The organism is Endozoicomonas sp. ALB115 (genome assembly GCF_049310245.1).
In the GTDB taxonomy this organism is placed as follows: domain Bacteria; phylum Pseudomonadota; class Gammaproteobacteria; order Pseudomonadales; family Endozoicomonadaceae; genus Endozoicomonas.
In genome coordinates this window covers 61243-85670 of the sequence record NZ_JBLYZG010000018.1, presented here as the reverse complement: position 1 = coordinate 85670, position 24428 = coordinate 61243, and the positions used below count along the sequence as shown (strand labels likewise).

General features: G+C 49.9%; 21 protein-coding genes and 1 rRNA gene. 9 read left to right on the top strand and 13 right to left on the bottom strand.

What is annotated here, in order from left to right:
- Nucleotides 1-87, bottom strand: a 16S ribosomal RNA gene (locus tag ACO6VE_RS10810); the annotation flags it as partial.
- Between the two features lie 735 nt (nt 88-822).
- Here ACO6VE_RS10810 and ACO6VE_RS10805 point away from each other — a divergent pair.
- The gene (locus tag ACO6VE_RS10805) at nt 823-2187 is read left to right on the top strand and encodes a hypothetical protein (RefSeq protein ID WP_422461256.1); all 1365 of its coding nucleotides are present in this window, start codon (nt 823-825) and stop codon (nt 2185-2187) included.
- 139 nt (nt 2188-2326) lie between these two features.
- Here the strand turns inward: ACO6VE_RS10805 and ACO6VE_RS10800 are convergent, their stop codons facing one another.
- The 11 genes from ACO6VE_RS10800 to ACO6VE_RS10750 all read right to left on the bottom strand — a co-directional run bounded on the left by ACO6VE_RS10800 (nt 2327) and on the right by ACO6VE_RS10750 (nt 13458).
- Complete coding sequence (locus ACO6VE_RS10800) at nt 2327-4102, bottom strand: ankyrin repeat domain-containing protein (RefSeq protein WP_422444532.1); 1776 nt, start codon at nt 4100-4102, stop codon at nt 2327-2329.
- A 179-nt stretch (nt 4103-4281) separates the two neighbouring features.
- On the bottom strand, nt 4282-5172 hold the full coding sequence (locus tag ACO6VE_RS10795; protein WP_101747000.1) for a ParB/RepB/Spo0J family partition protein: 891 nt from the start codon (nt 5170-5172) through the stop codon (nt 4282-4284).
- A 3-nt stretch (nt 5173-5175) separates the two neighbouring features.
- Nucleotides 5176-5985, bottom strand: coding sequence for a ParA family protein (locus tag ACO6VE_RS10790; protein WP_422444529.1), 810 nt, complete (start codon nt 5983-5985; stop codon nt 5176-5178).
- 16 nt (nt 5986-6001) lie between these two features.
- The gene (rsmG, locus tag ACO6VE_RS10785; RefSeq protein WP_422444527.1) at nt 6002-6676 is read right to left on the bottom strand and encodes a 16S rRNA (guanine(527)-N(7))-methyltransferase RsmG; all 675 of its coding nucleotides are present in this window, start codon (nt 6674-6676) and stop codon (nt 6002-6004) included.
- Between the two features lie 126 nt (nt 6677-6802).
- Complete coding sequence (locus ACO6VE_RS10780; RefSeq protein ID WP_422444525.1) at nt 6803-7657, bottom strand: hypothetical protein; 855 nt, start codon at nt 7655-7657, stop codon at nt 6803-6805.
- 206 nt (nt 7658-7863) lie between these two features.
- A complete protein-coding gene (locus ACO6VE_RS10775) occupies nt 7864-8556 on the bottom strand; it encodes a YiiX/YebB-like N1pC/P60 family cysteine hydrolase (protein WP_422444523.1) in 693 nt (230 codons plus the stop codon).
- 79 nt (nt 8557-8635) lie between these two features.
- Nucleotides 8636-9460 (bottom strand): shikimate dehydrogenase, encoded by an 825-nt coding sequence (gene aroE, locus ACO6VE_RS10770; RefSeq protein WP_422444521.1) that lies wholly within the window; start codon nt 9458-9460, stop codon nt 8636-8638.
- Between the two features lie 18 nt (nt 9461-9478).
- A complete protein-coding gene (gene hemF / locus ACO6VE_RS10765) occupies nt 9479-10402 on the bottom strand; it encodes an oxygen-dependent coproporphyrinogen oxidase (RefSeq protein ID WP_422444519.1) in 924 nt (307 codons plus the stop codon).
- A 29-nt stretch (nt 10403-10431) separates the two neighbouring features.
- The gene (locus tag ACO6VE_RS10760; protein WP_422444517.1) at nt 10432-10986 is read right to left on the bottom strand and encodes an L-threonylcarbamoyladenylate synthase; all 555 of its coding nucleotides are present in this window, start codon (nt 10984-10986) and stop codon (nt 10432-10434) included.
- A 215-nt stretch (nt 10987-11201) separates the two neighbouring features.
- Nucleotides 11202-12335: a DNA-processing protein DprA gene (gene dprA / locus ACO6VE_RS10755; protein WP_422444515.1), complete on the bottom strand. Its 1134-nt coding sequence runs from the start codon at nt 12333-12335 to the stop codon at nt 11202-11204.
- A 121-nt stretch (nt 12336-12456) separates the two neighbouring features.
- The gene (locus tag ACO6VE_RS10750) at nt 12457-13458 is read right to left on the bottom strand and encodes a LysM peptidoglycan-binding domain-containing protein (protein WP_422461254.1); all 1002 of its coding nucleotides are present in this window, start codon (nt 13456-13458) and stop codon (nt 12457-12459) included.
- A 315-nt stretch (nt 13459-13773) separates the two neighbouring features.
- Here ACO6VE_RS10750 and ACO6VE_RS10745 point away from each other — a divergent pair, with 315 nt between their 5' ends.
- The 8 genes from ACO6VE_RS10745 to ACO6VE_RS10710 all read left to right on the top strand — a co-directional run bounded on the left by ACO6VE_RS10745 (nt 13774) and on the right by ACO6VE_RS10710 (nt 23237).
- Complete coding sequence (locus tag ACO6VE_RS10745) at nt 13774-15615, top strand: extracellular solute-binding protein (protein WP_422444511.1); 1842 nt, start codon at nt 13774-13776, stop codon at nt 15613-15615.
- Nucleotides 15616-15698: 83 nt separating this feature from the next.
- Complete coding sequence (def, locus tag ACO6VE_RS10740) at nt 15699-16196, top strand: peptide deformylase (protein ID WP_101746989.1); 498 nt, start codon at nt 15699-15701, stop codon at nt 16194-16196.
- Entirely contained in the window at nt 16196-17140 is a 945-nt protein-coding gene (gene fmt, locus ACO6VE_RS10735; protein ID WP_422444508.1) for a methionyl-tRNA formyltransferase, read from the top strand. The genes def and fmt overlap by 1 nt, the downstream gene beginning before the upstream one ends.
- Nucleotides 17141-17157: 17 nt before the next feature.
- The gene (rsmB, locus tag ACO6VE_RS10730; RefSeq protein ID WP_422444506.1) at nt 17158-18477 is read left to right on the top strand and encodes a 16S rRNA (cytosine(967)-C(5))-methyltransferase RsmB; all 1320 of its coding nucleotides are present in this window, start codon (nt 17158-17160) and stop codon (nt 18475-18477) included.
- Nucleotides 18478-19851: a Trk system potassium transporter TrkA gene (trkA, locus tag ACO6VE_RS10725; protein ID WP_422444504.1), complete on the top strand. Its 1374-nt coding sequence runs from the start codon at nt 18478-18480 to the stop codon at nt 19849-19851.
- A gap of 91 nt (nt 19852-19942) precedes the next feature.
- Entirely contained in the window at nt 19943-21004 is a 1062-nt protein-coding gene (locus ACO6VE_RS10720; RefSeq protein ID WP_422444502.1) for a hypothetical protein, read from the top strand.
- Nucleotides 21005-21134: 130 nt separating this feature from the next.
- Nucleotides 21135-21596: a hypothetical protein gene (locus tag ACO6VE_RS10715; RefSeq protein ID WP_422461252.1), complete on the top strand. Its 462-nt coding sequence runs from the start codon at nt 21135-21137 to the stop codon at nt 21594-21596.
- 189 nt (nt 21597-21785) lie between these two features.
- Nucleotides 21786-23237, top strand: coding sequence for a TrkH family potassium uptake protein (locus ACO6VE_RS10710; RefSeq protein WP_422444498.1), 1452 nt, complete (start codon nt 21786-21788; stop codon nt 23235-23237).
- 299 nt (nt 23238-23536) lie between these two features.
- On the opposite strand, the gene ACO6VE_RS10705 is transcribed toward ACO6VE_RS10710, so the two are convergent.
- The gene (locus ACO6VE_RS10705; RefSeq protein WP_422444496.1) at nt 23537-24400 is read right to left on the bottom strand and encodes an HMG-box domain-containing protein; all 864 of its coding nucleotides are present in this window, start codon (nt 24398-24400) and stop codon (nt 23537-23539) included.
- Nucleotides 24401-24428 lie beyond the last annotated feature (28 nt).

Here is a 24428-nt window from a genome sequence, read left to right as displayed (position 1 = left end):
AGCAAGCTCTTCCCGCTACCGCTCGACTTGCATGTGTTAGGCCTGCCGCCAGCGTTCAATCTGAGCCATGATCAAACTCTTCAGTTTAAATCGTTTTGTCATTTTATTCCGGAGAACAAAACAACGGCTCAATGTCACAATTAAACGTACATGAATTTACAGGTATGTTCGCTTGATCAATTAAGCATCTTAAAGTGTTCAAAGCCGAAGCTTTGTTACCGATGCAATCGCACAAGCGCCCACACGAATTGTCTGATATCTTGTTAAAGAACTGATTAAATCCTGATGATTTAATCGCTGATTCAGCAGTCAGTGCCGATCAGCAAGGCCGCCTATCTTACCGCGGCGGCTTTCGTTGTCAAGCGATCATTTTTCAGAAGAAGAAAGAAGCTTTCCAACTCACTGACGTTGCTCTCAAGCCCTGTCAGCGGAGGCGCATCTTACCGCACCAGTTTGATTTGTCAACCGATTGTTTTTCATTCAATCCAAACAACCCATTTTCAAACCGCACTTCCCGGTCAGCGATGATGATTCATTCTGCTGATCCGTGGATGACCGTTTGGGTCAGTCCGTGGAAGAGAGGTGCATGATAGAGAAATTTTGACTTTAATCAATAAGCGACAGTCGTTTTACGTACAATCACCTAGAACAACCGATTTGATAAAATATTAGGTAGTATTTATGAGCCAGTCTATGAACACACCGCCCGTTTGATTGGCTGCGCCGGACTCAGGAATTTTTCACGACAAAAACATTACTGCCTGAAACTTTTCATCCTGTTTCATGATCCAAGGGGCTTGAACGTGATAACAGGAAATTCAAATGCAAGCCGCCCAGCCATTTCCGTCATTTACTGCGATGCTTTCTGGTAGAGCCCTCCCTGACAATCCAGCGACAAATAATTCCTCTGGGCTTCCTCCAGATCTCATCAACACTTTTTTCCACCGTGGTGTCAGGATGATCACTGAGCTGCCCCCATCGTACCTAAATGTAGAACGTTGTAGCAGGGATCACATCCTCGGAGACATAGTCCAATGCTATCAAGGGCATTTGCTGTGTCGTCATTGCGTACACCATGAGCAGTATAAACAACCAAACTTCCCCCCGGGTGATTTATCTGACTACCGTTGCCCTATAGATAAAGACTCCCTTTTTCCGGACACCAATTCAACCCGGGAAATAAAATTTGTTTATCAAAGTCAATGCCCTTCAAACACCACCTATGGAAACACTGGTTGTACATGGCGCGGGTCTTATAACGATATCAAGGGTCATCTCGACAAATGTAAAAATATTCCCCTGAAAGACAGGATAAGAATGCTTCAACACGATCGTTCAGAGGATGCCCGAAGGATAGATCAGCTTGTTGATGAGATAAAAAAGCTGGAATGGCTACTCACAAAGCCACAACCATCTATCCAAAACAGGATGGCATCACTGGATAAAGATATGGAATTAATGAAACAGCAAATGCAACAAATTACCCGGGAATTTAACGCAAAACTTCAGGCGCTGAGAACGTCTCCCAGTACCTCGTTACCGCCTGACTTTAAGCAACTCTACAATAATATAGAATCTCAGACTGAAGAAAATCGTCTCGCTATTGCTGATATCAAAAACGACATTACCAATGCACTTCAATTGATGAGTCAACTCAGGGATGTTGATCCCGCTACTTTGCCTCAGGTGGCTGGAACCCTTAAAGTCAATGCCTTACAGGACAAAACAGCATCCTGGAACGGTACCCTGGTATGGAAGATTGATGGATTTGCAGCCAAACGGATGGAGGCTATCAATCGCAACCGGGAGTCCATCTATTCACAGCCATTCTGTACCAGCGAATTCGGGTATAAAATGCGAGCAAGGGTCTACCTGAATGGTGAGGGATCAGGAAAAGGCACTCATATCAGCTTGTTTCTGGCTTTAATGAAAGGTGACTATGATGCTATTCAGCGTTGGCCGTTTCAACACAAAATTACTTTTATGATCCTCGATCAGTATGGTGTAGATGACAAGTTTGACGCTTTCTCCCCCGACCCGAATTCCTCATCTTTTCAACGACCAATAAAGCCAAGTAACATTCCCTGTGGCAACCCTCAGCTCCTGGCACTCTCCAGGCTGGAACATGGATACGTTAAAGATGACACCATGTTTATAAAGATTGTTGTAGATACCAGTCAGAATTGACACTCTGACGATTAATGAAGGATTGAATGAACAGTCAGAGAGATATTAGAAAGCTCCCATTGTTGCTCAGAAGGGTTCTGTAACACTCGTTGCCATTATGCAATCAGGAACACCACCAGAGGTTCATAATGCGTATTTATCATCCGGGCTCATCCACTGAACCCGTTTCACCAAGTAATCTCTTAAGCAGCTGTTCATTTTCAACCGATAACTCGCAAGCCAGCTCCTGTTGATGTTTGCAGATCGTTTTATGAAGTTCTTTGTGTGACAGCAGCAGTTGCCGCAATGATCTAAGCCGATGTTCTAAAAGCCAGTCGTACAATCGAATATCTGAATAGTTAATTGAGAGATTGTCTTGAGAATCTTCATCTTCATCCTCATCACTGTCTTCAATATCAGAGTCTATCCCCTCGTCACTATCAGTTCTTGCAAAACGACGTCTGTCAGGCTCCAACCTTACCCTGATAAAATCACTGGTTGGTGCGAAGAACATAGTTTCCATACGTTTCATGAAAGCATCGGTGCACGATTGCATAACACGCTCACAGGGCAGGTAGATGAAAGGCCGAAGACTCATCCCTGCGGGGTGCTCAGCCCTGGCTTGTGCCAGCAAGTCGCCAAGCTTCACTCTATTGTGTTCACTCAAATAGCTGGCAATCATTTCGACCGTATCATCAATAAGATAGAAAACATCCGGATAGCCTTTTAGCAGTCTACCGATATCCTCTGCCCGGGTTTCCACCAATGTGTCCGAAATAACGCCTTTCAGAGCGTCAATGTTTTCTGGAAAATGGTATTTGTAGGCAACTTTCAGGACGTAACTGCACAATTCCAGCTTCAGGCTAAACCCGCTATCTTCTTCATCTTCTTCTTCGCTATCTTCATATTCTTCGAAGGTACTGAAACACACCCCAAGCAATGACTGGCCGTCACCATCAACACCATTCAGGGCCAACCCTTCTTTTATCCAGTAGAGAAGTACTTCGATATCACGACGGAAGGATTTGATAGTCATTTTACGGACAAAAAGCGATGCTTCACTGGTAAATTTACTGATATCTAATCCATGAATGGCAAGCAACCCCAGTTTTTCGCTATCAAGCCTGCGATCTTTGATCATTGTCGTCATCGGAATGTATTGGGCACAATTGTCGACGTCACCGGTACTGGCTCCTGCCCGCAATAAAAGCACGGCCATAGCATTCCAGGAAGTTGAGCTCAACGCATCAGACAGGGCTGTTTCGTCGTTGTTGTTCAATGCATCAAGGATTTCGGGATTTTCCCTGACTTTCTTCAGCAATATGGCCATAAGCTCCCGGGTAGCACCAGAGGAGCAGGCAGTGTGTAATGGCGTATTGCCCAATCGATCCGTCGTCAGCGAAGCCCCATGACTCAAAAGCCAGGTAACTACGGTATCTGGATGAACCGGGTACCGAGGCCGATTCAGACTATTCCTCCGAAGGATACAGCTCGCTTTACAAAACTGGTGCACCAGGGTTTCCCCTGCAAAGTCAATGGGCTGATTGATATCAACCCCATCCTGACTCAAATACCATTGCAGTTTCTTCAGAATATTTGGGTCATGCACGGACAGTGGCGAATACCAGTACACCGTATCATGGGGCCCATATACAGATGTTTGGCATATATCGCGGACTTGTTTGGCGTAAATATCAATGACCCTGTTCTGTAACAGCGTATCTAATTCCTGAATGTCGGCATTGTCGCGAAACAGCATATCGCACTGGCATAGTGGGGAGCGGATCAATTGTGTTGTGGGGTTTTGGCACACGACCGACTGACCATTGAATTCCCCTGCATTGCCAGACTGCATTGACAGGTGGTCGCAAACCACAACGGGAAAGGGAAGAACCGATTTGAAGGGCGTAAGATCCTCAGGAGAGACGGTATTCATAATAAATCTTCCAAAGTGCGTTTTTTGTGAATTTCAATCAACAGTAATCCATTTGAAAAAGCGCAGGTCGATCATTGAAGATAACCAGATAGCCAGTCTGGTATAAGCTGGGAGATAATCAAGTATTATGCTTGGGATGCGCCCCGGGAAAGAGCGCAGAGGAGATAAAAAAGCGGTATTTACTGGATATGGGCCAACACGCCATCCAGCTCATCCAGTGAATTGTAGGAAATGACCAGCTTGCCTTTTCCTTTGGCACTGCACTGAATGGCGACCCTGGCCCCTACCTTTTCAGACAGCTCATCTTCAAGCTGCTTTATATTAGGGTCAAGCCGCTTAACGGTTTTTCCGCCTTTTTCCTTTTCCTGCTGGATTCGGCGAACCAGTGCTTCCGTCTGACGCACAGACAATCCTTTTGCGGTAACAGTTCGGGCTACTTCTAACTGATCCAGTTCGCCCAGGGAAAGCAACGCTCTGGCATGGCCCATTTCCAGGTCGCCATATTCCAGCATTTTCTTTACTTCAGGGTTCAGGGCCATCAGTCGCAAGATATTAGCAACGGCAGCCCTGGACTTACCGACGGCCTGGGCCACTTCCTGCTGGGTCAGTTCGAACTCTTTTTGCAGTCTGGAAAGTGCAATCGCTTCTTCAATTGGGTTCAGGTCTTCCCGCTGGATGTTTTCGATCAGTGCCATGGCAATGGCAGCTTCATCGGGAACATCACGAATCAGGGCAGGAACGTCCGCAAGGCCTGCCAGCTGTGCTGCACGCCAGCGACGCTCACCGGCAATGATTTCATAGCGATTCTGCCCGGCCGGACGAACCACGATAGGCTGCATGATGCCCTGTTCTTTAATACTTTCAGCCAGCTCTTCCAGGGCATCAGGGTGCATGTCTCGGCGGGGCTGGTACTTGCCACGCACCAGAAACTCAACGGGCAGGTCTTTCATTGTCCCATCCAGTGACTCTTTGACCGGTGATGGCCCGGCAAGATCATTGGACAGGGATGCCGGTAGCCTGGCGCTTCCCAGCAGTGCATTCAAGTTAGTACCGAGACGTTGTTTCGCCATGGGTCAGTGAGTTCCTGTTTTCCTTGTCGACTTGCCGTTAAGCCCCTTGATGTCATGCTTGCGTACCAGCTCGCCGGCCAGGGCCAGATAAGCCACCGCACCACGGGAGTTCCGGTCATAGGCCAGTACCGGCTTACCATGACTCGGTGCCTCGGCAAGTCGAACATTACGGGGAATCACGGTTCGATAGACCTGATCACCAAAATGGTTGATGAGCTGTCTCGATACTTCTGTGGTCAGCGTCATCCTCGGGTCATACATGGTGCGCAGCAAACCTTCGATGTGCAAGTCGGGATTGATGGTTTCCCTCAGGCCCGCAATGGTTTCCATCAGGGCAGTCAGACCTTCCAGTGCATAGTATTCGCACTGCATCGGAATAATCACCCCACGGGCAGCCACCATGGCATTGATGGTCAGCATGTTCAGAGAGGGAGGGCAGTCGATCATGATAAAGTCGTACTGATCTTCAACCCTGGCAAGCGCCTCATGGAGTCTGGATTCCTTGCGGTCCATCTCCATCAACTCAACCTCTGCTGCCGTCAGGTCGGCGTTTGCCCCCAGAACATCATAACCGCCATCCCGGGATGGCAGGATTGCCTGTTCGATATCACAGCGCCCGGTCAGTACATGGTAAACGGACCATTGCTGAGCATGTTTGTCGATTCCGCTGCCCATGGTGGCATTCCCCTGGGGGTCAACATCAATAAGCAGTACCCGCTGCTTACTGGCCGCCAGGGAAGCCGATAGGTTAACGCAGGAAGTGGTTTTGCCAACCCCCCCCTTCTGATTGGTTACCGCCAGAATTTTAGCCACAGCCGTTTAATACCATTCAATGCCTGTTACGCAAAATGACAAGATGACGATCGCCGTCTGTACCCGGTACCTTTAAAGGCTCACAGCCAACCAGCTCAATTTCGTGACGATCCATCAATTCCTTCAATTCTTCTTCAGGATATAGCCCTTTCATGGCCAGATAAACACCTGAAGGCGATAATAAGTGTTTTGTACCATCTACCATATTAACCAATGAGCTGAATGCCCGTGAAGTAATGGCGTCAAAAGGCACATCCACCTGAAAAGACTCTACGCGGGAATTAGCAACTGCCAGGTTATTGAGCTGAAGGTCCAGTTTTGCCTGAAGCATGAAGCGGGTCTTCTTGCCATTGCTGTCCAGTGTCGTGAATTGTTTATCGGGGTACATAATCGCCAGCACCACGCCAGGCAGCCCGGGGCCTGAGCCTACATCCAGAATCGCCTCACCGGAAATATGGGGAACAATACTCAGACTATCCACAATATGCCTGAAGACCATCTCTCTGGGATCACGAATGGCGGTAAGATTGTAGGCTTTATTCCACTTGTTCAGCAGCAGAACATAGCGGGTCAGCAAATCCGCCTGAACCGGGGACAAATCAAGATTGAGTGATTTGGCACCCCGGCCAATGTCGTTCTGTAAGGTCTGAGCCAGGGAGTGGTCGGTTAATGATGATTGGGAAGCGTTCATGGATTCCTTCAGCCAGCGGGTGGTAAGCCTTGCAGTAACGATAAGCTATCTGGATGCCGTCTGGCTCTACTGATGAGAATAGATAACTGATCAGTCTATTTCATAACTTTGATAAAATCGACGCAATCATTCATTCATCGCCTGCAGGGATGCCTGTAAGCCGGCCAACTGTCCTTTTACTTTTTGATAGGCTTCATAGGTTTTGATGGTTTCTGCCAGCCTGGCATCTCTCTCAAGTGGCTCTTTGTCCGGATCATAAACAGCGGTTACATTTTTCGCTAACTCCAATGCCTTCATTGCTTCCACGCAAATACTGACGTTATTGGGTAATCTCGTTGCAGGTTGAGCCACAGGCTGCTGACCATTAGCATGTCTGCCATGATCCTTTGCCACCTGTGCATTAACAACCTCCGCCTGTACATTAACAATCTCCACCTGTTTTCCCAGTTGTGCCGCATAGTATCCAACAAGTGACCTTTTCAATGCACCGCAGCGCATGGCCGTGGCGTAGCAAACCACATCCTGGGCCTCTTTTGAATCGATATCCACCCGGGGGACACAGGTTGCCCATGTACGCTCCATTTTCGAACACTCAAGTCGTAATTCGAGAATAGCGTCGGTCAGCTGTGTTTTTTTCTTCCGTCGTGCAGCAAGCTCATCCGGCGGATTACATTCTGTTGAACTCTCAGGGGCCTCTGCCCCTGCTGGCTTTTCATTTTGCTCCTGAACACAAGCCTGAGGGGGAGAATCATCAGGCACGTCAGGCAAGGTAATGCTGAACTCCTCCAGTTTTTTGGGTGCAGCATTTTGGTGTCTGGCGGAAGGAATATAGGGGACAACATGTTGCGGCACGGCAGGAAGCATATCGATTATGTCATCATCATCTGGATCACGATTCATAACATCATGAGCCACAGCCATCAGATCCTGCATGACAGCCTCAAAGCCAGGAATAGCCAAAGCGGGAAATTCGGGTGCCATGGAACTACCTCATTCACAAACTGAAAATTATTTTCTCTCTGCGCGCAGACATTCACTTTTTAGAAAAGTTTCAACAGCAGTAATAAGGGGGATTGTGTGGTTGCCACAGATTACCCGCTGACTGATTAAATTAAGACAGGAGTCTATCAGGCAGGAAATAAAATAAGGTTAGATTAAAACTGGTGCCGATCTGATCAGAAAACGGTTCAGGCCAGAGTTGACCCAGGCTCCAGGCTGCATAAATCCTGACAACTTTTTGCTGGAAGTGATCCAAGACTATTAATGGACATTAGCTTGTCGGAGCAGGAGAGCAGCGCCGGATGTGAGCCGGGAAGCCCTTCCGGGATCTTCTGGCCAATGGCTTGATAATGGTCAATCCAGAACGGCATCAGCTCTCCGGTTGCCATATCCCGGAAACTCATGGGTGTTTCTTCAAACAGGAAAATGCCTTTATTGGCATGGCGAAACGCATGGACAATTAATTCACTGCAATACCAGCTTTTCTGGTGCTCTTCCTGATTCTGACGGTAGTGTGGATCATAGGGTACCGAAAGCTGCTGCTCTGCAAACGCCAGGGCATCCGGTACCAGTGCCGAGAAACTCGATGCCAGCCGACAGACTAGGACACACGGTCGGCCATGGTTGTCTAAAACTGAGCTGCTGACAAAGTCATCCAAAGCGGTTTTCTGCACCCGGGGCATTACAGCTTCTATAACCATACCATCACCGTCGTAGAGTGCGACATGATTAATGGCTGCACCATCCCGACCCGCAAAGAGTCGGCTGATAACCCATTCGGCTTCACCACCTGAGCGCAGTTGAAAAAGCAGGTCACCCGGCAAGAGGTCTTTGGCGATCACATTGGCTGGCATCACTGTGACTGGTAGCGCTTTATCCATAACGTATCCAATACCTGAAAATCATCCCATATAGCAGAACAGGCAATATAAAGAATCATGTTCAGGAGTATAGAACCTGTCAGGCCATTTCATTCCGCAACAGGTCAAGTACCTGACGGGTATCAGGACGGACACCACGCCAAATGGCAAACTGCTCGGCCGCCTGTTCAACCAGCATACCAAGCCCGTCAATGGTTTTACCTGCCCCCTGCTCACGACACCAGCGATTGAAAACGGTTTCGTCGGCACCGTACATCATGTCATAACAGCAGGTGTTCTGATCAATAATATGGCCGGGTATGGGCGGTATCTCTCCCTGCAGGCTGGCAGCGGTGCCATTGATCACCAGGTCAAAACGGCCCTCTATATCGTCGAATCCACAGGCAGAAATGGCTTTATCCGTAAAGAGTTCAACCAGCGTATCAGCCTTGCTACGGGTTCGATTGGCAATCACAACCTCAACAGGTTGCTCGGCCAGCAGGGGCTCAAGCCCCCCTCTCACGGCACCACCGGCCCCCAGAATAAGTACCCGAGCGCCTTTAATGGTTACACCGTTATTTGCCTGGAGATCTGCCACCAGGCCAAGCCCATCGGTGTTGTCCCCATGCAGCTGGCCATGTTCCTGCCACAAGGTGTTTACCGCCCCAGCTTTTTCTGCTCGTGACGTTTTCTTCTGCGCTAACTGCCACGCCTCTTCCTTAAAGGGTAAGGTGATACTTAACCCCAGATCACCGTTTTCAAAGAATTCATCAATCGCTTTTTTAAAGCCGCCAACGTCAACCAACAGGGCGGTGTAACGCAGACTTTGGTCAGTCTGATCAGCAAACAGTGTGTGAATGACCGGTGATTTGCTGTGGGCAATAGGGTTCCCCATTACTGCATACGTGTCTACTGGCCCAGCCATGATTCAGACCCTCTTGATTTATGCCCATTCTCTTGGTTTTAAAAATTCGTCATACAGTCGTGCCTCTTCACTGCCAGGCTCTGGACTCCAGTTGTAATCCCAGCGTACATGAGGCGGCAATGACATAAGGATAGACTCTGTACGCCCACCGGACTGCAGCCCAAACAAAGTACCCCTGTCGTATACCAGGTTGAATTCTACATAACGGCCACGGCGGTACTCCTGAAAACGCTTGTGCGGCTCAGAGTAAGGCAGGGATTTACGGCGCTGTACGATGGGCAGATAGGCATCAATAAAGCTGTCGCCAACCGACTGCATAAATTCAAAACTGCGCTCAAATGGCCACTCATTCAGGTCATCGTAGAACAGTCCGCCAATCCCCCGGGGTTCATTGCGGTGTTTAAGGAAGAAGTATTCATCACACCACTTTTTATAGCGGGGGTAGACATCATCACCAAAAGGATCACAGGCCTGTTTGGCCACCTGATGCCAGTGCTGACAATCTTCTTCAAAGCCGTAGTAAGGCGTCAGGTCATAGCCGCCACCAAACCACCAGATCGGCGCTTCTCCTTCTTTATGGGCGATCAGCATCCGGACATTGGCATGGGATGTTGGCACAAATGGGTTATCCGGATGGATCACCAGGGAAACCCCCATGGCCTGAAAACTTCTGCCAGCCATGTGGGGTCGATGGGCCGTGGCGCTGGCAGGGAGCTGATCCCCGGTTACATGGGAAAAATTCACACCGGCTTTTTCAAACACCGTGCCCCCTTCAAGCACTCTGGCTTTACCGCCACCATCCCCCTTGTTGCCGGAGCCAAGGTAGTCCCACTGGTCTTCCCTGAAGGAGCCTCTGGTTTCTTCTGCTTCAATCGCGGTGCAGATGCGATTCTGCAAATCCAGGAGGTATTGCTTTACGAGATCTACAGACGGTTCTGACATTCCGGGACAATTCCTGAGTTTTAGTAATATTAGCCAGCCCTTACCAGCTGCCCCGAACGCAGGTCCTGAATCTTTGAGGGTGTTTTCTGTTCTCCGGTTTCGCCGGGAACAATGCCATCCAGCAGTGAGCCAAACACTTCCTCTACACCTGAAAACGTTAACAGCGGGTCCTTACCGGCAAGGTTTGCTGACGTAGACACTATCGGGTGCCCTGTTGCTTCACACAGTGTTTTCACCAGTGGATGCGCAGTGATACGAACAGCAACCGTATCAAACTGCCCTCTGACCCAGTCGGGTGCCCAGCCAGCAGGGTCTGGAATAAGCCAGGTATAAGGACCTGGCCAGGTAGACTTCAGCCGGGCTCTTTCTTCACAAGAGAGGGGATTAAGTAGCGGGGCAAACTGATCCTCTGAAGCACCAATCAGAATGACCCCTTTTGCAACCGGCCGCTGTTTGATGTCAAGAATCCGATAAACAGCCTGCTGGTTCCAGGGGTCACATCCCAACCCCCATACGGCTTCTGTGGGGTAAGCGATGACACCGCCGTTTCTGATTATTCTGGCTGCCTGATCTACATCCATCATGAAACATCTCTCAGAGATAACTCTCAGCTAGTTAACGGCTGTCGGAGAACAGCGTCTACTGCTTCAGCATTCGCCAGATAGTCAGCCCGAAATCGTAACACACGGGCTCCTGATAGTTTCCGAAGCATCACCAGTAAGGTTCGCTAGTCTAGCAAGAGAAGTTCAGAAGCAACACCCGGAAATGTAAAGCACGATCCTTTCCGCTGATTCACAAATCAGCCAAGACGAATAAAACCACCGGATGTGGACTCTATTACGCCATCAAGCTCCATTTCGGTCAGCACTACAGAAAGCTCCGCAAAAGGAATCCCGGACAGTGTGCTGATTTGATCTGCACTGACAACGTCAAACCCCATCACCTCAATAACTTTAAGCCGCAGTGGGTCTGTCTCTTTGCGACTGGGAGTGGATGGAGAGAATTCATTCATAACACCATGGAGCTGTGGTGCGAGTTCAATTAACACGTCATCAGGACTTTCTACCAGCACCGCACCTTCTCGGATCAGCTTATGACACCCTCGACTTAACGGGTTCAGCACCGACCCCGGTATGGCAAAAACCTCACGCCCCTGCTCCGCAGCCAACCTTGCCGAGATTAACGAGCCGCTTTCCAGTGCGGCTTCAACCACCAGAACTCCCAGGGATAAACCGGACAGAATACGATTGCGACGGGGAAAGTTACCGGCAAAGGGTTTCGTTCCCAGTGGATATTCACTGACGATGGCCCCCTGACTGGCAATCAACTGATAAAGGTCCTCATGCCTTGCCGGATAAACCTGATCCACACCGGTACCCAACACGGCAACTGTCGCACCATAACAACCCAGTGCGCCCTGGTGGGCAGCTGCATCGATACCCAGTGCCATACCACTGGTAATCACCAGGCCACTTCTTGATAAGTGTTCACAAAATTCCCGGGCCACCCGGCGACCATTGGGTGTCGGCCTCCGGCTACCGACAACGCCCAGCTGTGGCTCACTGATTAGCTGACTGTTACCAATGACGTAGAGCACAACCGGTGCATCAGGCAGCTCTTTCAGCGCTTTGGGATAGAGATGGGAATCCGGTGTCACAATGGCATGGGCCTGACTGGCTTCCAGCCATGTCTGTGTCAGGTGCAACTGTTTCTGAATAGATGGGTCTCTGTGGGCATTGACCAGCAAACTGGCCAGTTTCTCCGGAATAATACCCTTCAGTTGGTTAAATGATGCGGAAAAAAGCTGGCTGGGATGTTGAAATTTGTCGATAAGCTGGCTGGATTTGATGGGTCCCAGCCCCGGAATCAGGGAAAGGGTTAGCCAAGGGAGCAGCTGTAACCAGTCCTTCTGGTCGGTATCAGTGTATATCATTGAATTCTCTTTCCGGGAGTTGTGTGGCTTATTCTGGTTATTAACAGCTCTGTCCGAATAAGCCACACATCCAATGAAGCACCCGGTAAACATTCGGGCTGTTGTTTGAATAAATGGTTACTTATGGTTGTGGGCTCCGGAGGATATAGCCAACTTCAATATCCTCTTTAGCTGATAGCACAATACCATAGCTCATTTTTTCAAAAGGTCGATAAACCATCACCAAACCGATTCTCTCGGATGGCAGAGTAACCTGTTCATTGGTAAATGGGTCCAGGGCTTCCTGTGTCTTTCGATAGACGGCCAGGACATCCCCCTGCCTGAGACGTTCCCGTTCTCCTTTGTTGATGACCACCGTATCAAACTTGGAAACCTTTTTGGTGTTGTTCAGGCTGGCGGTGACAATGCCTTCTAAAGGGGCAGCCGGCGCTCTTGGAAAAAACGTCGTGACCAGTCCGCTGGCATCCTGGCTGACCACCCGGTCACCGGGTTTCATCTCCATTCTGCTGTCCTGCACGACCATGGAGGCAACCCCTTCCCTGACACGACTCAAGTTGATGGTTCCCACATCAATACCGATAAGCCCCAGCATTTCATCGGTTACCGGGTCAACAATCTGCTGACCACGGCGGACGACATCAAACCGCAGGTTGTGCCCGGCAAAATCGCCCCGTGCGTATATTTTATCCCCGGCCCCTGAAGCCAATTTGCCATCTTTCGCAGCAAACACATAAGGTGCATTATTCAGCTGCTCCTCGCTGGAAAAGACATGACCGCCCTTTAAATAACTTTGCACAGCACTCAAAGGAATCGCCGGGATTGCTGACTCTCCGGGCTTTACCCGAATTTTTGGTGTTAATTTAATCGTTCGACCTGGCTTCCCGCGACTGGAAATCATCAGCCTGGGCTGGCCATTGATATAAACCAGACTGACCACATCGCCAGGGTAAATCAGGTGGGGATTCGCTATCTGGGGGTTAGCGTGCCAGATTTCCGGCCATAACCAGGGGCTGTCCAGAAACGTAGTGGATATATCCCAGAGGGTATCGCCTTTCTCAACGGTGTACCTGCTGGGGGAGTCTGCCTTTACCGGGCTATCGAATGCCAGTCCCAGTGAAGACATGCAAAGCAGGATTCCTGCCAGAGCAAAGCGTCTCATTGTCGTCCCGATCCCTTGAATAGTTTTTAGTTTAAGTTAGGGCCTGTTGAGTGTATGTTGCCACACCAGATTTCTTCGTTTAATCAGTGTATCAACCGCTTCAGCCTGTGGGCAATCGGCTCTCTGTTAGTTCTCGGCTTTAGTACCTGATTCTCAAGATCAGGTCACATAAATAGCCCTGCATTCTCAGCGCTGGATCAGAAAGAATAAGGCTACTATTAATTGTTGTTGTAGTTTCCTGAGCCAGTATCCCGGTGTGGCTTGGATAAAGGAGCGACTTTGAAACAGAAAAGCCTGATGCTTCTGGCAGCGTTAGCCTCTGTTGTCAGTTTGCTGGTGATAGCAGAAACGCCCATCCTGCATAAGTCACACGGACTCTCACGATTTGACGATCTTAAATACCCGGAAGGCTTCAGGCACTTCGATTACGTCAATCCTCACGCCCCGAAAAAAGGCAAACTGAATATTGCCGCCATTGGTGTCTTTGATACGTTAAATCCATATTCCCAAACCGGAACCCACATCTCCCAAATCTCACCGCTGCGATTTTTTACCTTGGGCTTTCTGGGGTTGAACGAACCCCTGATGGTGGGTACGGGCGCTTACAGCCCGACCGGCGATGAAGCCCGCTCTGCTTATGGCCTGATTGCCCAATCAGTGGAGTACCCTGACAACAGCCAATGGATAACCTTTAACCTCCACCCCAACGCCCGCTTTCATGATGGCCATTCGATTACGGCAGAGGACGTTGCGTTCTCTTTTGAGTACCTGCGCGCCAAAGGCCCGGTCAAATATCAGATTCAGCTTAAGCCTATTGCGCGTGTTGAGGTTCTTGATCAACACCGGGTTCGCTTTCACTTCAAGAGGTCTGGCAACCGGGATCAACTGTTCTGTGCTGCCGAGCTGCCGGTTCTGCCTGCGCACTACTGGCAAGACGGGCTTAACGGAAAATCCAGACTGACGCCGCCACTGGGCAGCGGCCCCTACAAAATCACCCATGTGGAAGGAGGGTCATCGGTTACCTTTACCCGGGTTAAGGATTACTGGGGGAAGGATCTGCCGGTAAACCGGGGCAAATACAACTTCGATCAGATCACGCTCTATTTCTATCGGGATCTGACCACCGCCTTTGAAGCTTTTAAATCCGGGGCGCTTAGTCTCTATTTTGAACCCATGGCCAAAAACTGGACCAGGGCCTACAACTTTCCCGATATCATCTCTGGCAAAGTGATAAAGGCTGAAATTCCAACCAAAATGATTATTGGCAGCCCAATGGTTGTGTTCAACACCCGCCGGGCTCCCTTTAATGATATTCGGGTAAGAAAAGCGCTTGGCTATCTGCTGGATTTCGAGTGGAGCAACCGGACACTGTTTGAAAACGCCTATGTCCGGGCCAACAGTTACTTTCCAAACTCCATATACGCCGCTTCAGGTCTGCCCTCTGCCCATGAACAGACGCTGTTAGCCCCATTTCGCACGCAACTGCCCGATGCCCTGTTCCATCAGCCATTTTTATCCCCCAAAACCCGGGGCGATGGTTCGATCAGAGCCCAACAGCAACAGGCACTGGCTCTACTGAATGAAGCAGGGTGGCAGTTCAAGGGGGGCAAACTGGTCAACCAACAGCAAGAACCGCTGACGTTTGAGCTGATCACTTCCAGTCATCTGGCGGACAGGCTTGTTTTGCCATTTAAAAAGAACCTGGCCAGCATCGGTATTGAGCTGAAATACCGGGTCCTCGACATCAGCAACTATTTACAGCGAGTGAGAAAGCTGGATTTTGATACCATGGGTAATGCCTATTCCCTGGGACTCTCGCTGGGCAGTGAGCTATTCAGGTACTTTCACTCCAGTAATGCGGATATACCCGATACCCAGAATCTGGCCGGTATCAAAAACCCGGTGATTGATGCGCTGCTGGAGAAAATACCAGGAGCCGAGAGCCAGAAAGAGCTGGAAACCATTATTCACAGCCTTGACCGGGTGCTGCTCTGGAATCACTACGGCATTCCACTCTGGTACTTTGGCAAAGTCAGACTTGCTCTCCAGAGCAATATCAAGCGACCGGCAGTAACCACGGATTACCCCATGATCATCAATACCTGGTGGCAGGCGGAATAAGTCCGGCTAGGTACAGACTGAATTTGCAGATATACTGAAAGGTCAACAAACTTCATTATCGACTGCCTCACCTGAGATCACTGATGGCTCTACTGGAAATACTTGAATACCCTGACCAAAGACTTCGTACGGTTGCCAAACCTGTAGCGGAGGTCAATGACGACATTCGACGTATCGTTGATGACATGCTGGAGACCATGTACGACGCCAAGGGCGTGGGTCTGGCGGCAACCCAGGTGGATATTCATCAGCGCATCGTGGTTATGGATCTTTCTGAAGAAGGTAACGAGCCCCAGGTGCTTATCAACCCCGGCTATGAGCCCATCGGCGATGAAAAGTCCGACTTTCAGGAAGGCTGTCTGTCAGTCCCCGGATTTTATGAACTGCTGGACCGCTACGCTCAAGTGAGACTCACCGCTTTAGATCGCGATGGCAATGAGTACACACGGGATTATGACGGACTGGCGGCGGTCTGTGTCCAGCACGAGCTGGATCACCTGGAAGGAAAACTGTTTATCGACACGCTGTCCCGCCTGAAACAGGATCGTATCAGGAAAAAGCTTGGCAAAAGAAAACACTGATGAAAAGCCTTCGAATTATCTTTGCCGGAACCCCTGAGTTTGCCAGCGCACACCTTCAGGCCATTCTGGATAGCCAACACCAGGTGATCGCCGTCTATAGCCAGCCGGACAGACCTGCAGGGCGTGGTCAGAAACTCATGCCCTCACCGGTCAAATCCCTGGCTGTTGCCCACAATATTCCCGTTTTTCAGCCAAAGTCCCTGAGAAATGCAGACGCTCAGCAGGAACTTGCCGCTCTGGATGCTGATCTGATGGTGGTGGTTGCCTATGGGTTGATTCTGCCACAGGCGGTGCTCGACACTCCAAAGCTGGGCTGTATTAATGTGCATGGCTCCATTTTGCCAAGATGGCGCGGAGCAGCGCCGATTCAGCGGGCTATTGAAGCCGGTGACACTGAGTCCGGTGTCACCATTATGCAGATGGACGCCGGACTGGATACCGGCGACATGTTGCTGAAAGCTTTTTGCCCCATCCACCCAACCGATACCGCATCGGACCTTCATGACCGTCTGATTGAAGTGGGTCAGCCTGCTCTTGTTCAGTCGCTTGATGACATTACCGCTGGCCATATTCATCCGGAAAAACAGGATGACAACCTGGCAAACTACGCCCATAAGATGAGTAAAGAAGAAGCACGGCTGGACTGGCAAACATCCGCACAGGCCCTGGACCGGCAGATTCGGGCATTCAATCCCTGGCCTGTGGCGATCACCGCGTTGGATGACACGAACATCCGTGTCTGGGAAGCAATAGCCCTGGAAGAAGGTACAACCGAAGCGCCGGGAACCCTGATCAAGGCTGATAAAGATGGTCTGGATATTGCCTGCCATGAAGGCACCCTGCGCATTAAACGGCTGCAGTTGGCTGGAAGCCGTGCAATGACGGTGCAGGAGCTGCTGAACAGCAAAAAAGCGATGTTCAGCACCGGAAAACAATTCAGTTAGGCGCTTTTTTACCTGATATGGCTAAACAATCTTCTGTTCGACAGCTGGCAGCACGGGCGATCACCCGGGTAACTCTGGGCGAATCACTGAGCAGTGTATTGCCGCAGTTGCAGGAAAAACTGTCGAAAAAAGACCAGCCATTATTGGCTGAGCTTTCCTATGGCACACTCCGTTACTACCACCGGCTGGATGCCTGGCTTAAGTTTCTCACCGAGAAACCCCTGAAAGAAAAAGAGCAGGACATTCATAACCTGATTCTGGTTGGTCTGTATCAACTGTTCTTTACCCGCATTCCTCCCCATGCCGCCATTGGTGAGACGGTACAGGCAACCCGGACCATGGGTAAGGCCTGGGCCAGGGGCCTGGTCAATGGCATTCTCAGAAATGCCCAGCGCCGGGTTGAAGAGTTGCATGACCTGGAAGAGCGCAGCCCGGTGTGCGGCTGGTCACACCCGAAATGGCTGATCAATACCATTAAACGGGCCTGGCCAGAGGATTATCAAGCCATTCTTACGGGTAACAATCAGCCTCCTCCCATGACCCTCCGGGTTAATGAACAGAAGATCAAGCCCGCCAGATACCTGAAAAAGCTGCTGGATGACTGTATCGCGGCGAAACAGTCCAAAATTGCCCCGCAGGCCATCACCCTGGGCAGGCCCAGTGCCGTTGATAAACTGCCACTGTTCCATGAGGGGGCTGCCAGTGTTCAGGACGAATCAGCCCAGCTGGCAGCGACCTTGATATCGGCGAAACCCGGTGATCATATTCTCGATGCCTGCTGTGCGCCGGGGGGCAAGACCTGTCACTTGCTGGAACTGAACCCGGATATTACGGTGGATGCACTGGATGCCGACAGCGTCCGCCTGGAAAGAGTGGCTGAAAATCTGCAAAGACTGGGTTTGACGGCGAATGTTCTGTGCGGTGACGCGACGGATCCCGACAGCTGGTTCCCGGGCAAGGCATACGACCACATTCTTCTGGATGCCCCTTGCTCAGCAACCGGCGTTATTCGTCGCCACCCGGATATCAAACTGCTGAGAAAGGCAGAAGATATTGATGCACTGGCTCAGCTGCAACAGAAAATCCTCAAGGCTATCTGGCCCCTGTTGAAACCCGGCGGCACGTTAGTCTACGCCACCTGTTCCATCATGCCTCAGGAAAACCATCTGCAGATTGAGCAGTTCCTGTCAGAAACTCCGGATGCCAGATTGCAGTCCATTGACGGTCCATGGGGTCACGATACCGGGTTTGGCAAGCAGCTTTTTCCCGGCTCTGGCAGCTCTGTGAACAGCGGCGACGGATTTTTTTACAGCCTGATGGTAAAGATGGATTCCTAAATGAAAATTATCATTCTCGGTGCCGGTCAGGTGGGTGGCACACTGGCAGAAAACCTGGCCAGTGAGGAAAATGACATTACCGTGGTCGATACCGATACCACGCGACTTCGTGAGCTGCAGGATAAAATCGATATACGAACCATCCAGGGCAAGGCATCGTTTCCCGGGGTGCTGAAACAGGCCGGGGCCGATGAAGCCGATATGCTGGTGGCGGTCACCAACAGTGATGAAGTGAATATGGTGGCCTGCCAGATTGCCTACACACTGTTCCACACGCCGTCCAAAATTGCCCGTATCCGTCAGGCCGCTTACCTGAAAAATGAGAGCCTGTTTGCCAATGCCGCACTGCCGATTGATGTACTTATCAGCCCGGAGCAAGTGGTTACTAACTACATCAACCGACTGCTGGAGCGTCCCGGAGCCCTTCAGGTTCTCGATTTTGCCGAGGGTCGTGTCCAGCTGGTGGCCATGAAGGCTTATTATGGCGGCCCGCTGGTGGGTCACGAGCTTCGTTATATCCGTGAACACATGCCCAATGTGGATACCCGGGTTGCCGCCATTTTCCGCCGTGGCAATGCCATCATGCCCAAGGGGAACACCGTGATCGAGGTGGATGATGAAGTCTTCTTTATTGCTGCCCGTGAAGATATCCGGGCCGTGATGGGCGAGCTGCAGCGGCTGGATGATGACTACAAGCGCATCATTATTGCCGGTGGTGGCAATATCGGCCTGCGCCTGGCCCAGGCCGTGGAAGACCAATACAAGGTCAAGATCATTGAGCACAATATGGAACGTTGCCAGTTCCTGTCTGAAACGCTCACCAAAGCCATGGTTTTCTGCGGCAACGCCTCCGATAAAGAGCTGCTGATCAGTGAAAATATCGAAGATACCGATATCTTCTGTGCGCTGACCAATGACGATGAAGCCAATGTCATGTCCTCCATGCTGGCGAAACGCCTGGGGGCCCGTAAGGTCATGGCACTGATCAATAACCCCGCCTATGTGGACCTGGTACAGGGCGGTGAAATTGATATTGCGATTTCTCCACAACTGGCCACGATTGGCAGCCTGCTCAAGCACGTCAGACGCGGCGATATAGTAAACGTTCACTCACTGCGCAGAGGCGCTGCTGAAGCGATCGAGGCAATAGCCCATGGCGATGAACACAGTTCCAAAGTGGTGGGTAAAACCATTCAGGAAGTGGAGTTACCCCAGGGCGCGACCATTGGTGCGATTGTTCGTAATGATCAGGTGCTGATTGCTCACGATACCACCCGAATTGAGTCCGGCGATCATGTGATTCTCTTCCTGACCAATAAGCGCAAAATCCGTGAAGTTGAGCAACTCTTCCAGGTTGGTCTTGGGTTCTTTTAAACCATTGCTTTGTGGCGATCCATCACAGGAAACTATTCCTGACAACTGATGTCTGAGGAGCTAGATACCATAGCATCGATAGGTAACAACCTTGGACACAAGCAATCAACTGACCGCCAGCAGAACGGCCACGCCGCCTGATCCTGCCAGTATCGGAACTGACCAGCAAAGCACTGGCCTCAATAACAGAGGCTCCGCCGCTGGTCGGCCTGTAGAAACAGTAAGCCCACAAGCTTCCGTCAAAGCAGATACACCTGTTCAGGAAATTACCGTAACCACAACAGCACAAGATGTCACTCACGCCATCAACCCAGACCGGGCCTTACTTCACCGGCCAGCACAAGATGACATCATCGACCAAGAAACGGCCTACTGTTACGTGCTAGTGGCACACCGGAGGTATCAACAACAGGAAACAGGTCATAATGGCAGCTCAGCCCCCTCAGCAAACGGTGGAGAACCGCTGATGAGCAACCCTGCTTCCACCAATGATACTGAACAGCCCGAGCTTGAACTGTCTGACTTGCTGGAAACGTTGATGAGCAATATGGCTGCCATCAATGAAACTGAAAAGGCCAGGCGTGAATTGTATGACTTGTCGGTAAATTTCTATCGTGATCCTTCAGAAGCTAAATTTCGCCAGTTTGAAAAGCTTACAGACCTCCATTTTGATCATCTCGACACGGGTGAAGGATGCCTGAAGCATAAGCTTCCTTTTGTAATTGCCCTGATATCTGAAAAAAACAACTGGCCAATTCAATCAGCTAAATGTGGTGCGCTGGCCTCTGAGATTATCGAAGGGAGTTCTGAACTGGCCAAATGGATTAACAGTAACAGAGTGTGCCCCGAAAAGCTTGATTTTTGGTGGTCAGGTTTCTTTGCAACCGGAGAAGAGAAATATCTTGAGAAAATACTAAAGGTTATTGGACCAACAACAAGCCAGACAAAAAACGTAATCAAGGCAACGAAAGGGGCTGCAGAATGGTCTCTCAAAACATATTGTGAGGACCATCAGGCAGTACAGGATTTTGCTCGTCGAATGAGAGACGATAGCTCACTTTCAGACTATCAAAGAGAATATTTGCGCTTTATCACTGGAAGAGGATATTTGCAATCTATCACTGATTTACTACCCAGGTGTAATATCCTCTAGGAGGCTGTCCGAGAATAGCGGGTCTTGGGTTCTTTTAAACCATTGCTTTGTGGTTATCCATCACAGGAAACTATTCCTGATAACTGATGTCTAAGGGAGCTAAATACGATAGCATCGATAGGAAACAACCTTGGACACAAGACTGACCGCCAGCAGAACGGCCACGCCGCCTGATCCTGCCAGTATCGAAACTGACCAGCAAAGCACCGACCTCATTAAAAGATGGTCCACTGCTGGTCGGCCTGTAGCAATAGTGAGCCCAATGGTTTCTGTCAAAGCAGATACACCCGGTCATGCAATGACCGGAACCACAACAGCACAAGATGTCACTCACATCGTCAACCCAGACCTGGCCAACCTTCTCCTGCCAGCACATGTTTTCATCACCAACCCCGAAATTTCCTACCGTCTCCTGCTAGCGGATTACCTGAGGAGGCAACAACAGACAACAGGTCATAATGGAAGCTCAGCCCCCTCAGCAAGCGGTGGAGAACCGCTGATGAGCAACCCGGCTGCCACCAATGATACCGAACGGTCTGACTTGTTGGTAACGTCGGTGATTGATTTACCCCCCAGGTGTAATATCCTTTAGTCCCCTTTTTTATCTGACAAAAGTCGTTCAGGCTTTATTTTTCCCATGGATTGGGAGTAACCTGCTACAGCATAAAATTAGAATTTCTTATAGCCATTATAAGAACACAACATGGCAGGTTGTTTGAGCGCCCGGCAATTCCTTACTTCCATATCGCCGGGTGCTTGCACTGGATGAAGCAGGAGCACCATGCAGTTTCAGGTTATTCTTCCCATTTTGGGCATTTTGTTAATTTTGTTCAGTACGTCCAGCCTTCCTCCGATTGTCGTGGCACTGCTTTATCAAGAGCAGGAAATGTCCATTTTCATCTATACCTTCCTATTGACACTAATGCTGGGCGTTCTCCTCTGGTTCCCTTTCCGGCATATCAAGGATGAGTTGCGCACTCGTGAAGGGTTTCTGGTCACGGCGCTGCTCTGGATTGTTCTGGGTGCAGTGGGCTCACTGCCATTTCTATTGATGGAAAGCCCGGCACTCAGTATCACTGACGCACTGTTTGAGTCCATGTCCGGCTTAACAACCACGGGAGCCACTATTCTGACCGGCATTGAGCATCTGCCCCGCTCTATTCTGTTTTACCGCCAGCAGCTGCAATGGCTTGGTGGCATGGGGATTATTGTGCTGGCAGTGGCCATTCTGCCGATGCTGGGGATCGGCGGTATGCAGCTGTATCGAACAGAGACTCCCGGACCGGTTAAAGATTCAAAACTAACGCCCAGAATTACCGAGACCGCCAAAGCACTCTGGTTTCTTTACCTTTTTCTAACGGCCGCCTGTGCCCTGGCGTACTGGTTAGCGGGGATGAACCTGTTTGACGCGATCTGCCACAGTTTCACCACCATCGCCATCGGCGGTTTTTCTACTTACGACGCCAGCATGGGCCACTTCAACTCCCCCATGATTATCTCTGTGGCCATCTTTTTCATGCTGATTGCCGGGATCAATTTCGCCCTGCATTTTACCGCCTGGCGCAATAAGTTATTGACCCACTATATTCAGGATCCGGAAGTTAAGTGGTTTCTGGCCATTTTGGGTGTTGTTGGCGCAATCACCGTTACCACGCTCTATCTTTCTGATACTTATCCCCTTGCCAAGTCCTTCCGCTATGGTCTGTTTGAAGTGGTATCCGTAGCCACAACCACTGGCTACACCTCATCCTCCAGCTTTTCTGCCTGGCCAACGTTTCTGCCCCTGCTGTTGTTTTTTACCAGTTTTATGGGGGGGTGTGCAGGCTCTACCGCAGGTGGAATGAAAGTCATCAGGGTTGTTCTGATTGCCAAACAGGGAATGAGAGAACTTCGTCGTTTAGTTCACCCTAATGCGGTCTTAACCATCAAGATTGGTGGCAAACCCGTGAGCCCAAGGGTGGGTGAAGCGGTATGGGGGTTCTTTGCCACTTATATTTTGATGTTTGTTCTTCTCTTTCTGGCTTTACTGGCAGCGGGTTTAGACTTTACTACGGCATTTTCAACCATTGCTTCCTGCCTGAATAATCTCGGACCCGCGCTCGGCGAAGCAGCGTTCAGTTACCAGGGCCTGCCCGATGCCGCAAAGTGGATTCTTGCGTTTGCCATGCTACTGGGACGCCTGGAAATTTTTACACTTCTGGTGTTGTTTACTCCAACCTTCTGGCGTTATTAATGCCATTACAGCGGCCGGAACAAAGGTAACATATTCTAAATAAAGCAGCGGTTAAGGAGTTGTCCCGAAATAATTTCGACATTTTGAGCTCGATCTCCGTTCATCCTGAGTGCTGAGCTTGTCGAAGTATCGAAGGGTGATAGGCACAATACATGAGGCCGGAGTTCACGCCCTTCGACAGGCTCAGGACGAACGGAGTTTTGAACTCAGAAATGTGCAAATTATTCTGGGGCAATTCCTAACCGAAGGCAGCATCAATAAGAACCATGAAGAAGAGTTTCCGGTTGGAATGCAGAGGATTATAGTCCTTCCATCAGGCTCTCACCCCCCAGAACCCTGAGCCATTGAGATTCATCCAATGGATTCAAAAAATCAGCAATCTCAGACTCGTTAAACCTTACCACGCCTGATTTGAGCTTATTATCGTCTCCCTTATTTGAATAAATAAGACTGATATCTGTTTGACAGGAAACATCCCTGAAGACCAAATCCTGACGCAAGGGAGCGACATTATTGTTGTCAGGTGTCTGGGTACTATGATCTGTTAAGCCCGAAGGGCTCAATACTTTATGCGTTACCTGGTTTGGCTTAACACGGGTATGAGCAACGCTTGACGCCTTTTGCGCGATCACGGATTTCTTGTCCGATTGCCGTACGTCAGAAACAGGATTATTACCAGAACGCTGCCTTTTGGGATGGGCTACTTTCCGACTTGTTACAGTTTTGCCTTTTAACTCGCTTTCAGCATTGGATTTTTTGCGCTTTCTGGGGTGATACTTGTAATCAGGATACTTTTTTTTGTGTTCATCCTTTTCTAATGTGGCTTCCTTAACAAAACGCTCCTTCTCCTTCTCTGACATTTTTTTCCAATCTTCGGCCACCAGTTTGGAGAATTCACTTTGATGGCATAATGGCTTTACTTCCTTTGCCCTCATGCTGCGAAAAATAAAAAATGCATTCCTGGGCCTGGGTACGTGATTGTGCTTTGATTTTACAGAGGCAGTTATTTCCACCTTTTTTCTATTATTAGTTTCAGGCTCCCTCGCAGGATAAGAAAACGGCGCACCAACTGGACCAGAATTCGTTACATGCACTGTTAAAAAACCTCTTTCTTTAAAATCGGCTTGGACAACTTTTTGAGCTATTAAGTTCCCAATAGACACCCTTAATGTTTACCCACATTGTTCACAA

Coding starts and splice junctions, on each gene's coding strand:
- dprA (WP_422444515.1), bottom strand. CDS start 12,335: ATGATATACACTGATACCGACCAGAAGGACTGGTTACAGCTGCTCCCT.
- ACO6VE_RS10780 (WP_422444525.1), bottom strand. CDS start 7,657: ATGGCACCCGAATTTCCCGCTTTGGCTATTCCTGGCTTTGAGGCTGTC.
- ACO6VE_RS10775 (WP_422444523.1), bottom strand. CDS start 8,556: ATGGATAAAGCGCTACCAGTCACAGTGATGCCAGCCAATGTGATCGCC.
- ACO6VE_RS10710 (WP_422444498.1), top strand. CDS start 21,786: ATGCAGTTTCAGGTTATTCTTCCCATTTTGGGCATTTTGTTAATTTTG.
- ACO6VE_RS10805 (WP_422461256.1), top strand. CDS start 823: ATGCAAGCCGCCCAGCCATTTCCGTCATTTACTGCGATGCTTTCTGGT.
- def (WP_101746989.1), top strand. CDS start 15,699: ATGGCTCTACTGGAAATACTTGAATACCCTGACCAAAGACTTCGTACG.
- rsmG (WP_422444527.1), bottom strand. CDS start 6,676: ATGAACGCTTCCCAATCATCATTAACCGACCACTCCCTGGCTCAGACC.
- hemF (WP_422444519.1), bottom strand. CDS start 10,402: ATGTCAGAACCGTCTGTAGATCTCGTAAAGCAATACCTCCTGGATTTG.
- rsmB (WP_422444506.1), top strand. CDS start 17,158: ATGGCTAAACAATCTTCTGTTCGACAGCTGGCAGCACGGGCGATCACC.
- ACO6VE_RS10800 (WP_422444532.1), bottom strand. CDS start 4,102: ATGAATACCGTCTCTCCTGAGGATCTTACGCCCTTCAAATCGGTTCTT.
- ACO6VE_RS10760 (WP_422444517.1), bottom strand. CDS start 10,986: ATGATGGATGTAGATCAGGCAGCCAGAATAATCAGAAACGGCGGTGTC.
- ACO6VE_RS10750 (WP_422461254.1), bottom strand. CDS start 13,458: ATGTCTTCACTGGGACTGGCATTCGATAGCCCGGTAAAGGCAGACTCC.
- aroE (WP_422444521.1), bottom strand. CDS start 9,460: ATGGCTGGGCCAGTAGACACGTATGCAGTAATGGGGAACCCTATTGCC.
- fmt (WP_422444508.1), top strand. CDS start 16,196: ATGAAAAGCCTTCGAATTATCTTTGCCGGAACCCCTGAGTTTGCCAGC.
- ACO6VE_RS10795 (WP_101747000.1), bottom strand. CDS start 5,172: ATGGCGAAACAACGTCTCGGTACTAACTTGAATGCACTGCTGGGAAGC.
- trkA (WP_422444504.1), top strand. CDS start 18,478: ATGAAAATTATCATTCTCGGTGCCGGTCAGGTGGGTGGCACACTGGCA.